At 56.3% G+C, this 11,807-nt stretch carries 9 protein-coding genes; all 9 read right to left on the reverse strand.

Going from position 1 to position 11,807, the window contains the following annotated elements; all coding sequences use genetic code 11:
* Nucleotides 1-94: 94 nt before the first annotated feature.
* Nucleotides 95-2,344 (reverse strand): helix-turn-helix transcriptional regulator, encoded by a 2,250-nt coding sequence (locus AC3G2T_RS05055; RefSeq protein WP_488434752.1) that lies wholly within the window; start codon nt 2,342-2,344, stop codon nt 95-97.
* A gap of 95 nt (nt 2,345-2,439) precedes the next feature.
* Nucleotides 2,440-3,450, reverse strand: a complete 1,011-nt coding sequence (locus AC3G2T_RS05060; RefSeq protein WP_488434753.1) for a LacI family DNA-binding transcriptional regulator — start codon at nt 3,448-3,450, stop codon at nt 2,440-2,442.
* An 87-nt stretch (nt 3,451-3,537) separates the two neighbouring features.
* Nucleotides 3,538-4,356, reverse strand: a complete 819-nt coding sequence (gene iolB / locus AC3G2T_RS05065) for a 5-deoxy-glucuronate isomerase (RefSeq protein ID WP_488434754.1) — start codon at nt 4,354-4,356, stop codon at nt 3,538-3,540.
* On the reverse strand, nt 4,353-5,390 hold the full coding sequence (gene iolG, locus AC3G2T_RS05070; protein ID WP_474679326.1) for an inositol 2-dehydrogenase: 1,038 nt from the start codon (nt 5,388-5,390) through the stop codon (nt 4,353-4,355). Before iolG ends, iolB begins: the two co-directional genes overlap by 4 nt.
* Nucleotides 5,391-6,269 (reverse strand): class II fructose-1,6-bisphosphate aldolase, encoded by an 879-nt coding sequence (gene fba, locus AC3G2T_RS05075; RefSeq protein ID WP_488434755.1) that lies wholly within the window; start codon nt 6,267-6,269, stop codon nt 5,391-5,393.
* Nucleotides 6,270-6,338: 69 nt separating this feature from the next.
* Nucleotides 6,339-7,799, reverse strand: coding sequence for a CoA-acylating methylmalonate-semialdehyde dehydrogenase (locus AC3G2T_RS05080; RefSeq protein ID WP_474679328.1), 1,461 nt, complete (start codon nt 7,797-7,799; stop codon nt 6,339-6,341).
* A gap of 34 nt (nt 7,800-7,833) precedes the next feature.
* Entirely contained in the window at nt 7,834-8,844 is a 1,011-nt protein-coding gene (iolC, locus tag AC3G2T_RS05085) for a 5-dehydro-2-deoxygluconokinase (protein WP_474679329.1), read from the reverse strand.
* Nucleotides 8,845-8,846: 2 nt separating this feature from the next.
* The gene (iolE, locus tag AC3G2T_RS05090) at nt 8,847-9,764 is read right to left on the reverse strand and encodes a myo-inosose-2 dehydratase (protein WP_488434756.1); all 918 of its coding nucleotides are present in this window, start codon (nt 9,762-9,764) and stop codon (nt 8,847-8,849) included.
* A gap of 14 nt (nt 9,765-9,778) precedes the next feature.
* On the reverse strand, nt 9,779-11,647 hold the full coding sequence (gene iolD, locus AC3G2T_RS05095; RefSeq protein WP_488434961.1) for a 3D-(3,5/4)-trihydroxycyclohexane-1,2-dione acylhydrolase (decyclizing): 1,869 nt from the start codon (nt 11,645-11,647) through the stop codon (nt 9,779-9,781).
* Between the last annotated feature and the right edge of the window lie 160 nt (nt 11,648-11,807).

Raw genomic sequence — 11,807 nt, forward strand, 5'->3', positions numbered from 1 at the left:
GGGCAAAGGGTCAATCAACATCATTCAGCCGGGTGAACAATATTCAGAAACGCCCGATAAACCGTTTTCCGTCAACATACTTTTTCGCTGTTTATCACGTATTCATGTATTTGCGGTAGTCTCCGGGCGTTACGCCGACGACTTTTTTAAACGTTCTGCCAAAAGAGATCGCATGCAGGTAGCCGACTTTGACGGCGATATCATTGATCGATTCATCGGTTTGCAAAAGCAGCGTCTTGGCATGCTCCATCCGCAGGTTCACGAGGAAATCGACGAATTTCATCCCGAACTCTTCCTTGAACAGCTGGCTGGCATATTTCCCGTTCACGCCGAACATGTCGCTGATGTGATTCAACGAAAGATCCGGGTTCGCATAGTTGTCCTCGATATAGGTGCGAATCGCGCTGATCATGCCGTAATGCGTATTCGATTCGCGGATCGCCGCATACTGCCCGTATAGCTCTTTGAGCAGGGCAACCATCTGCGGCCGAATCTGCTCCAACGTTTCTGAAGACTCCGTCAGCTGAAGCAAAGACGGCGATATTCTCTCCGACCACGCCCGCGAAGCCTCGAGCGGCAGCTCTTCCATTTCGCTGTTAAAAAGGCGGATTAAATAGTGCAGCACGTAACGGATTTCAACGTCCTGAAGCGTCTCTTCCTCCAGCTCGTCGAAAAATTGCTCAAGCTGCGTCTCCCACGACGCATGCATAAGGCGAAAATCGGGGACAAGCCGGTTGCCCATCTGCACGTATTTGTGCGTATCGTTCGATGCCGTGCCGATCAAATCGCTGTAACGGAGCACGCGGTTGGCGCCTTCGGACATTTTGTACTGCAGCGCCGTAATCGACGCTTTGAACAAGCTGTGGATCGAGCCGACATCGCCGGTTACGCCGCCGAGCCCGACCGTAACGGACTGCTTCAGGTTCACCATGATCCAGGTGCGGAATTTGTCCAGCAGCGTATGCCAGCTTTCGTCGATATCGGGCTCCGCCTGGCCGGAAATAAACAAAACCGCAACCCGCTGGCCCGAAATCCATTCCGCCCAAATGCTGTGCCCTTCTGTCGCGGCAAATTCGTTGAGGACGTTCATGATGCCGAACTTGAGCAGGCCCTGATCTCCCGGGCTGTATTTGCGCTGAAATTCCGCGTATTGGTCGATCTCTATGACGGCAAAAGCGAGATGGCGGAACTCGCTCGGCAAATGAAGCCGGTCCATGTGCGTCTGCCAATCCTGCAGCTGAATTCTGCGGTGTCCCTCGATCAGTTCCAGGAAAAACTGCTTCCTGCGGACGAGAAGATCTTCCTGATACTGCTTTTCGTACACTTGAGTCCGGTCGATCAAGGTATCCAGCACTTTGCCGATAAAAGCGAATTCGTCCTTGCCGCTGCCTTTCGATTCATGGCGGTTCTGGAAAGCGTTAAGCTGCTGCATGATCGCCTCGATCGGCTTATAATTGCGGCGGGTCATATAAATGATGTAAACAATGCTGATCAAAATTGTCGCAATCCCGATGCCGAGCCACATTCGGGAAATAAAAGAGACCCAGCCGTAAATTTGGCCGACTTTCAGACCACTTACAAAGTCCCACCCGATATAGTCGGAATGAATTTGCGACATCATCGTTCCTTGCAAAGCGGCGCTCTCTTTCGCATCATTAGCCGCGGCATACGAATAGTTCGGGTACACGCGCTCGTGGTTCCCGCTCCAAATGTCCATAAACGTAATGTCGCTGTTGATCATTTGATCGACAATCCGCAGCAGCACATCGACCCGCACGCTAACGACTACGACACCTTGATCGCCGAAAGGAAGCAGCGCTTTTTTGCTGAGCGTGATCACTTTTTGGCTTGAGTCCGACCCGTATTCCTTGTAATCCCGCACAGCCGACCACTGCATGGAAACCGGCTGGCGGTAAGCTTGCAGCGCGTAATCCTTGTCCGCAAAATTGTCGAGTTTTTCAATCAGGTTTTTGGAAATAATCGTTTGATCTTTGGCCCTGTATAAATAAATCGAATAAATCAAGGAATTGTCGTTGATCATTTTGCCGAGCTCTCTGGATGTGTCGTAATTGACAAGTCTTTGATCCGAATTGTTGTCTGGTTCAAAAAACGCTTTCAATTTATCGTTGTTGCCGATGCCGTCCAGCACCGTCTGTTCGATTCCGCGAAGCGAAGTTTCCATTGAATTAATGACATAATTGGAAAAGATTTGATTGGCTTTCTCGGTTTCCTTCACCGATATTTCGTTAATGACCGAAACGGCAATAAAAATAATCATCGTCGTCGTGATGACGAGAGCAGGAAAATAAGACAGCAATAACCGGTTGTACCATGTTTTCTTCATAGCAGCCCTGCCTTCACTCGAGTTGACAAGATGAGAAACCCGCTAACGCTCTTGTTCAAGAACGGAAACGGGCCATTTAAAAGTATGGATCCATACTATCTGGAACCGATCGCAGCCGTCGACTCCCGAATCGTGAGCTCCGGCCGCAGCACGGTCCGCTGCTTCACTTCCATGTTCCCCTGAAGCTCCTCAACGATCATATTCACGACCAGCTTGCCCATGTGCTCCATAGGCTGAGCGATTGTCGTGAGCGGAGGGTCCGTCACTGCTGCAAGTATCGTATTGTCGAAGCTGACGATGGAGAGCTCGGCGGGAACTTTGATTCCCGCCTCTTTAGCCGCCTGCAGCGCTCCGACAGCGAGCATATCGTTGCAGGCGAATATCGCCGTCGGCGGATCTGCCGAACCGAGCAGTTCCAAAGCTTTGGTCTTGCCGTCTTCCACCTTGTAGTCGCAATGCTTCAAGTTCTCCTGCCGGAAGACGGCGCCGTAGTCCTCCATCGTCTGCCGGAAGCCCCTGACCCGCTCCCGGCTGCTCCGCACTTTTTCCCGCTCGCCGATAATGCCGATGTTGCGGTGTCCCAGCTCAAGCAGATGGCTTGCCGCCAGACAGCCCCCTACGTAATCGTCGACCACGACCGTGTTCACCGCGACCAGCGGCATATCCCGGGCCAGCAGCACGACGGGGATGCTTTTGGACAGCAGTTGTTCCAAAATCTCCTTATTGTCGATGCCTGTTGCAATAATGATGCCGTCCACCCGTTTTTGCTGCAGCAGGGAAATATATCTTTCGACTTTCTCGTCTTTATTGTCCGTGCTGCACATCATCACGCTGTACCCGAGATGCTCCCCCTGATCTTCGATCGCTCTGGCGATTTCCGAGAAGAACGGGTTGGAGATGTCCGGAACGAGCAGGCCGAGCGTATACGTTTTTTTGCCTGTTAATGCGGATGCGATGACGCTCGGCTGGTAATCGAGGCGCTCCATAATGGCAAAGATCGATTCGCGCGTCTCCGCGCTGATCTTCCCTTTGCCGTTCAGCACTTTCGAGACGGTCGCGATCGAAACGCCCGCTTCCTTGGCGACATCGTAAATCGTTGCTTTCATGCCCTGTTCCTCATTTGCAGTTGATTGGATAAGTTCAATACCTTCATTATGAGGATGAACCGGATGAGTTGCAACTGGAAAGAACGGCTAACGCTGCGAAGGCGGCTGCATGATCCAGGCATGAGCCGGATCGTTGGCGAACTTCCAGGTGCGCGTCGGCCCCGCCATCACGTTCAAATAATATACCTCATAACCGGGAGGAGCCGACACCGGATGGTACCCCTTCGGCACGAGAACGGCCTCGCCGTTTTTGACAATGAGCGTTTCGTTCAGCGACTCATCGTCGGTGTAAACCCGCTGCACCGCAAATCCTTGTTCCGGCTCGACCCTGTAGTAGTACGTTTCCTCCAAAAAGGATTCCTCGGGCAGACTGTCCCTGTCGTGCTTGTGCGGCGGATAGCTCGACCAATGGCCGCTCGGCGTGAACACCTCCACGACCAGCAAGCTGTCGGCCGGCTCCTGCTCCGGCAAAATGTTATGAATTTGCCGCTCCAGATTGCCGTAACCGCGGGTCTCGACGCCCACCTGCTCCGGCGCGATCAGCCGCGCCTCGTAGGTTCCTTGCCCGGGCGCTTCGCATACGGCAATTGTCAGCGCAGTCAGCGCCTCGACTTCATAGCTGTCGTCCGATGGCACGTAGACGGAATAAGGCGGTATTTTCTCAAATACGCTCATCCGTTTACCCAAACGCTCGAAGCTCGCCTTATTCGTCTTCACGTGAGTTTGCCCCGTCAACAGGACGATGCAGACTTCCTTGCTCCCCGTCTGCTTGCGAAGCGTTTGGCCCGCTTCAAGCTCATACACGGAAAATCCCACGTACGTCCATCCCGCCGACTCGGGCGTGATGCTCAGCACATTGCCGTCCGCAAGCGGCTGCTTGCGCGCCGGCACGATCAAATCGCTCATATGCCCACCTCTTCCGCCAGCCGCATCGCTTCGTCAATCCGCACCGGCTTGCCGAGCCGGACGGACAGCTTGGCGGCAAGGGCGATCAATTCCGCCTGGAAGCCGTCATTGCCGTCGACAGGGACGTCGCTTCCGCTGCGCAGACTGTCGATAAACATGCGCGTCTCATCGATGTATGCTTCGTTGTAACGCTCCAGGAAAAAGTGCAAGGGCTTGTCGCGGTAAATGCCTTCCGACGTGCTCAGTTCCGCCGTGTTCGGGAAATCGTTGTCCGCGGATACGCTGCCTTTGGAGCCGAAAACTTCAATCCGCTGATCGTAGCCGTAGACGGCCTGGCGGCTGTTGTCGATAACCCCGATCGCGCCGTTCTTGAACGTGAGCGTCGTAATCGCCGTGTCCACATCGCCGTATTTGGCAAACACCGGATCGACGAGTACCGCGCCGCGGGCGTACACTTCCTCCACGTCGCTACCGGATAGGAAACGGGCCATGTCAAAATCGTGAATCGCCATATCCATGAACAGTCCGCCGGACTTTTCGATATAGTTCTCCTGCGGCGGATTCGGGTCTCTGGAAGTAATCTTTACGATGTGCGGATCGCCCAGCTTGCCTTCGGCCACCCACTCGCGCACGCGCTTGAAATTGTGGTCGAACCGGCGGTTAAAGCCGACCTGCAGCTTGACCCCTGCCGCCGTGACCGCGTCCAAGGCCTGCTTCGTCTGCCGAATATCCATGCTGATCGGCTTTTCGCAAAAAATATGTTTTCCGGCTTTCGCCGCCGCTTGAATAAGCGGAACGTGCGAATCCGTGAGCGAGCATATAAATATCGCATCGATGTCCGGATTGCCGATGACATCATCGCTATTTTTCGTCACCTGCGCGATGCCGCGGGCTGCCGCCCATTCCTGCAGCGCCTCGTCGGCGAACAAGTCCGCCACGACGGCGACCGCCACGTCCGGCAAACGAAGCAAATTGTCCGCGTGAATTTTGCCGATCCGGCCTGCGCCGATAATGCCGATTTGTAATTTCTTCATCTAGTCTCTCCACCCTCTCGCTTTGCCTGACGAACCGAACTGACGGATTTTGCTCTGTACCCCTTGCTGGACGGCATCGCGGGCCGGACCCAAATATTTTCTCGGGTCGTATTCCTTGTCGTTTGCTTGCAGCCGCTCCCTGACGACGGCCGTAAACACCGATTGGTTATCCGTATTCACATTGATTTTGGCCGTCCCCAGCGAAATCGCTTTTTGGATAATGTCATCCGGGAGACCGCTGCCTCCGTGCAGCACTAAAGGCAGTCCCGTGAGCCGCTGGATCTGCTCCATCCGCTCAAAGCCGATGCGCGGCTCCCCGCGGTAAGGCCCGTGCACGGAGCCGAGCGCCGGAGCCATCGCGTCGATGCCCGTTTCGCGGGCCATGCGCACGCATTCCTCGGGAATCGCGTACATCGCTTCCGCCTCGTCGACGTTGATGTCGTCCTCCCGGCCGACGATGCGGCCGAGCTCGGCTTCTACGGAAACGCCCCGCGCATGGGCCGCATGGGTGACTCTTCCCGTCACCTCGATGTTGGCCTCCAGCGGATGATGGGAAGCGTCGATCATGACCGACGTGAAGCCGGCCTCGATCGCTTTCATGCACACCTCGTAGCTTGAGCCGTGATCCAGATGCAGCGCCACCGGGACGGTGATGCCGTAGTGCCCGATCAGCCCTTTGACGATAGAGGCTACCGTCTGCAGTCCTCCCATGTAAGGGATGTAGGCTTCGCTCAGCCCGAGAATGACGGGCGCTTGCTCCGCCTCGGCAGCCTGCAAAATCGCCTGCGTAAATTCGAGGTTGTTCAAATTAAACTGGCCTACTGCATATTTATGTTGAACTGCGGTTTGCAGCATGTGTGTCATCGATACTAGCGGCACGGCGTTTCCTCCTTGCGTTGATGTCGAAGCCTGGGCCCGGCTACTCGGGCCCGCTTCATGCAACTGTTTTTACCAGCGTGCTGTGACCATTTTTTTGCGGGTATAAAACTCGACGCCATCCGTGCCGTTGGCATGCAGATCGCCGTAGAACGAGTTTTTCCAGCCGGAGAACGGGAAGAACGCCATCGGAGCAGGCACGCCGAGATTGATGCCGAGCATGCCGGCGTCGATCGTCTCGCGGAACTGGCGGACGTTGCTGCCGTCCTGCGTGAACAGGCAGGCGCCGTTGGCGAAATCGGAGCGGTTGGAAAGCTCGATCGCCTCTTCCAGTGTCGCCACGCGGACAATCGAAAGCACGGGGGCAAAAATTTCGTCCTGCCAAATTTTCATGCCGCCCTGCACATGATCGAAAATCGTAGGCCCGACGAAATAGCCTTTATCCGACACCGCCGAATCCCGGCGGCCGTCTCTGACGAGAATGGCGCCTTCCTGCTCGCCGATTTCAATGTATTTCAGCGTTCTCGCTTTTTGCGGCTCGCGGATGACCGGACCGAGGAACACCCCATCGTCCATGCCGTTGCCGATCTGGATCTGGTCACCGGCTTGAATCAGTTTCGCTACAAGCTCGTCGGCAATATCGCCGACGGCGACGACGACTGAGCAGGCCATGCAGCGCTCACCCGCCGAACCGAAAGCGGCGTTAATAATTTGCGTGACCGTGCCGTCAAGGTCGGCATCGGGCATGACGATGGAATGGTTCTTGGCGCCGGCCAAAGCCTGTACGCGCTTGCCGTGAGCGGTGCCTGTTTTGTATACGTACTCGGCGACCGGCTGAGAGCCGACGAAAGAGATCCCTTTGATCCGGGGATGCTCCAGCAGCCCGTTCACGACATCGTGAGCGCCGTGCACGAGATTCAGGACACCGGCCGGCAAGCCGGCTTCGGCGAACAGCTCGGCGAGCCGGTTCGCGAGCAGCGGCGTGCGCTCCGATGGCTTCAGGACGAACGTATTGCCGCAGGCGATAGCCAATGGGAACATCCAGCAAGGTACCATCATCGGGAAGTTGAAAGGCGTAATGCCGCCGACGACGCCGATCGGATAACGATACATGCCCGATTCCACATTCGTGGCGATGTCGGGAAGCTGCTTGCCCATCATCAGCGTAGGGGCGCCTGCCGCGAATTCGACGCACTCGATGCCGCGCAGCACTTCGCCGTGCGCTTCATGATAGCTTTTGCCGTTCTCCTTCGTGATCAGTTCGGCCAGCTCTTCCCAATGATCGACCAGCAGCTGCTGGTATTTGAACAAAAGCCGCGCTCTCCGCGGAACCGGCGTTTTGCTCCAGGAGGCGAACGCTTCCGAAGCGGCGGCCACCGCCTTGTCTACGTCCTCTTTGCTCGAAATCGGCACATGGGCGATAATTTCTTCCGTTGCCGGATTGTAGACCGGCTCCGAGGTTCCGGCAGAAGCCTCCACCCACTGGCCGCCAATAAAGTTTTTCAAACGCTGTGTCGTTGCCGATGTCGTCATATCGATAAATCCTCCTTATTTCGCTCGAAAATGTTTATGAAATTACGATTTCGCCTTTGTTGCATTTCTCCATATAATCCGCAACCTGCTCCGCCGTAGGCATCGCGTCGGAACAGCTGTGGCTGGACACGACGATCGCCGCGGCCCCGCTCCCGAACTCCATGCTTTTGTCGACCGCCCAGCCGTTCATCAGGCCGTACAAAAATCCTGCCGCATAAGAATCGCCGGCGCCGAACGTTTTGATCACTTTGGCCGGGAAGCTCGCGGCGGTATGGCTTCGGCCATCCTGCGTATAGGCGATCGAGCCCTGTTTGCCGTGTTTGATGACGACGATTTTCGCGCTGTACGAAAACCATTTGGACGCCGTCGTGCGGTCGTCGGGCTGCTGCCGCTTCTCGAACTGCTCCATCATATCGAACTCTTCCCGAGTGCCGATAATAACGTCGCATTTCTCCGCAGCCAGGTTATAATAAACCGCCGTTTCTTCGGGGGAAGTCCACGTATACGGGCGGTAATCCAGGTCGAATACGATCGTGGCTCCGTGCTTTTTGGCGTAATCCAGCGCCAGGAACACCGCTTCTCTGGACGGGCTTTGCGCCAGCGCCGTGCCGGAGATGAGCAGCACTTTCGTCCTGGCGATCATCTCTTCCTGCACTTCGCCCGTTTCCAGCAGCAGGTCGGCAACCCGTTCGCGGTACATCAAAATGCTGCAATCGGTCGGGCTTTTAATTTCCGTAAAAGCGAGCCCGGTCACCGCGCCGGTGCGATCCGTAACGACGTTCCCGGTCTCGATGCCGTTCTTCTCCAAATACCGGACGATGAAGCGGCCCATCTGATCGTCGGCCACTTTGCCAATAAATCCGGTCTTCATCCCCAGGCGCGACATGCCGATCGTAATGTTGGCCGGCGAACCGCCGACATATTTCGTAAATGTCATCGTATCTTCCATCGGACGGTTGATTTCATTGGCGTTCAAATCGATGCACAATCTCCCGATAGCGACGAAATCCAGCTCTTTTCCTTGCGGAAGCTGCAAATAACTCATTCTTACACCTCTTCTTTCCTAGCCGAAGCTATCGAATGGATATAGGTCAACGCTTTTTGAGCGTATTCGTATGCCGGATGAACCGCAGGGTCCTGCTCGCCTTCGAGCAGCGCCCAGCCGCTGTAGCCTCTCTGCGCAAGCTCGCCGATAATCGAGGCAAAATCGATGCAGCCGTCGCCCGGAACGGTAAACACGCCTTTGCGAATGCAGGTGACAAAATCGCAGCCCTCGCTTCTCGCTTCATCGAGCACTTGCTGACGGACATCCTTCAGATGGACGTAAGCGATCCGGTCATAATGTTTGCGGAGCAGGCTCAGAGGATCGTAACCGCCGTAGTAGGCATGGCCCGTATCGTACAGCAAATAGACGAGTCCCGGGTCCGTCAGCTGCATCAGGCGGTCGATCTCTTCCGGCTGCTCCACGGCCGTGCCTCCGTGATGGTGATAGGTCAGCTTCAGCCCGTGCTCCCGGGCGATGGCTCCCGCCTTGTTAAGCCCGTTAGCCAGATGCTCCCATTCGTTGTCGTTCAATCTGGCGACCTTCGTTTCGTGCGCCGAACGGCGCGGGTCCCAGTGCAGTGAGCCGCCGATTTCGCAGGTGCTGATGACTTTTGCGCCCATTTCCTTCAAAAAGAGGACATGCTCGCGGTAAGCGTCCAACTCCTGCTCAAGCCGCGAAGGCTCGGTGAAAAAAACGGATTTCCACTGCGAGACAAGCTGAATGTCTCTGGCAGCCAGCTCGCGCTTCAATGTCGGAATATCTTTGGGATATTTCCTTCCCATTTCCGTACCTTTCAGCCCGAGCGCCCGGATGTCGGCCATAATTTGCTCGAAGCTCGTATCCGCTCCGTGCTCCTGCACATCCTCGCCCACCCAATTGATGGGATGAATGCCGATTTGAAAAGGCAATGCTTTCGTCATCGCAACCGCTCCTTTTATATGTTTTTGAGCGCATTCACTTGCGCATTCATATCCCGGTACGCTTCCAGCACTTTCTCGCTGCCGGACACTTCCGGAACGCCGACGCGCCACCATGACTCGTAGCCGGATGTGCCCGTTCCCGGAAGCACCTTGATGTCGATCAAGGTGGAAATCTTCTCCGCCTTTGCCTTGGCGAGCGCTTCGCGCAGCTCCTCCATCGTCGTCGCGGAGTACGACGCAGCCCCAAAGCTGCGGGCATGCGCCGCAAAATCAACCGGCATGTACGCGCCGGTCAACCGCCCGGTTTCCGCAGAACGGTAGCGGAACTCGTTGCCGAAGCTGTCGCTGCCGTGGCCCCGCTGCAAATTGTGAATGCACTGGAAGCCGTGATTGTCGAGCAGCAGCACCGTAATTTTGCGGCCTTCCTGCAAGCTGGTCAGCAGCTCCGAATGCAGCATCAAATAGCTGCCGTCACCGACGATCGCGTACACTTCGCGGTCCGGTTCGGCCAGCGCCGCCCCGAAAGCTCCGCTGACTTCGTACCCCATGCAGGAGAAGCCGTACTCCATATGGTACGTCTTCGGCTCCTCGCATCTCCACAGCCGGTGCAGATCCCCCGGCAGGCTGCCGGCCGCACAGACGATGACGTCGCGCGGGCCTAGATACCGGTTGATCTCGCCGACGACAGCCGTCTGAACGAGCCCTTCCGGGCTGCTCAATCCGTACAGCCGGTCGGTTTCGTCGTCCCACGTCTGCTTGAGGCGGCTCAGGGCATCCCGGTCATAAGCGGCGCTGTAACCACCTTGTTCCAAAAGCGCCTGGCGCAAAGCCCGGAGCGCTTCCTTCGCGTCGGCGGTGACGCGCAGCCCGTTCATTTTGAAAGCATCGAAGGCGCGGACGTTAATATTTAAGAAAGCGACTTCCTCATGCCCGAAAGCCGATTTCGAAGAGGTCGTAAAATCGGAGTAGCGTGTGCCGACGCCGATGATCAGATCGGCTTCTTTGGCGGTCAGATTCGCCGCCAGCGTGCCTGTCACGCCGATGGCGCCGAGCTGCAGCGGATGCTGCCAGTTCACCGCGCTTTTCCCCGCTTGCGTCTCCGCCAGCGGAATGCCGAAGCTTTCCGCAAACTCCAGCAGTTCCTTATAGGCGCCGGAGTAATGCACCCCGCCCCCAACGACGATCAGCGGCTTCTTCTTGCTCCTGATCAGCTCCACCGCCCGCGCGATCGCTTCCGCTGCGGGGGGACGGCGCTCGATGACATGCACCCGTTTGGCAAAGAAAGACGCCGGGTAATCGTAGGCCTCGGCCTGCACATCCTGCGGCAGCGCCAGCGTAACCGCGCCCGTCTCGGCCGGATCGGTCAGCACCCGCATCGCGTTCATCGCCGCGCTCATCAGCTGCTCGGGCCGCTCGATGCGGTCCCAATACGCGCTGACCGGGCGGAACGGATCGGTCGCTGACACCGTGTAGTCGCTCGTCACTTCAAGCTGCTGAAGCACCGGGTCCGGCTGCCTGCAGGCAAAATTGTCGCCGGGCAGCAGCAGCACCGGAATCCGGTTGACGGTTGCCGTAGCGGCGGCGGTCACCATATTGAGCGCGCCGGGCCCAATGGAGCTCGTGCATGCAAAAATTTGCGTACGATTATGCTGCTTGGCAAAAGCGGCTGCGGCATGGACCATCCCCTGCTCGTTCTTCCCCTGGATGAACAGCAGCTCGCCGCTGTCATTTTCCAGAGCTTCTCCTATGCCGGTTACGTTGCCGTGCCCGAAAATTCCCATGACGCCTTTTACAAACTTGCTTTCCCGGCCGTCAACGGACACATACTGGTTATCCAGAAACCTCAGCAGCGCCTGCGCCATCGTTAAACGTATCAGCGACATCATCTACCTCCGAATGAATGTATTTTTGTAGAATAAGGTAAGCGCTTAACTCGTGAAAAAAAATAGAAAGCCTTTAAAAACCGTTCGAATCTCAGGAAAAAACATGCGCATTCACACGTTCTGTTTACGGATTGACGGCTTATGCTTCCAAGTATACCTG

This window comes from Paenibacillus sp. sgz302191, assembly GCF_057749925.1.

Bases quoted from the DNA above. Each gene is read 5' to 3' on its own strand.
- AC3G2T_RS05055 (WP_488434752.1), bottom strand. From the start codon at position 2,344: ATGAAGAAAACATGGTACAACCGGTTATTGCTGTCTTATTTTCCTGCT.
- AC3G2T_RS05080 (WP_474679328.1), bottom strand. From the start codon at position 7,799: ATGACGACATCGGCAACGACACAGCGTTTGAAAAACTTTATTGGCGGC.
- iolD (WP_488434961.1), bottom strand. From the start codon at position 11,647: ATGTCGCTGATACGTTTAACGATGGCGCAGGCGCTGCTGAGGTTTCTG.
- iolG (WP_474679326.1), bottom strand. From the start codon at position 5,390: ATGAAGAAATTACAAATCGGCATTATCGGCGCAGGCCGGATCGGCAAA.
- iolB (WP_488434754.1), bottom strand. From the start codon at position 4,356: ATGAGCGATTTGATCGTGCCGGCGCGCAAGCAGCCGCTTGCGGACGGC.
- iolC (WP_474679329.1), bottom strand. From the start codon at position 8,844: ATGAGTTATTTGCAGCTTCCGCAAGGAAAAGAGCTGGATTTCGTCGCT.
- AC3G2T_RS05060 (WP_488434753.1), bottom strand. From the start codon at position 3,450: ATGAAAGCAACGATTTACGATGTCGCCAAGGAAGCGGGCGTTTCGATC.
- iolE (WP_488434756.1), bottom strand. From the start codon at position 9,764: ATGACGAAAGCATTGCCTTTTCAAATCGGCATTCATCCCATCAATTGG.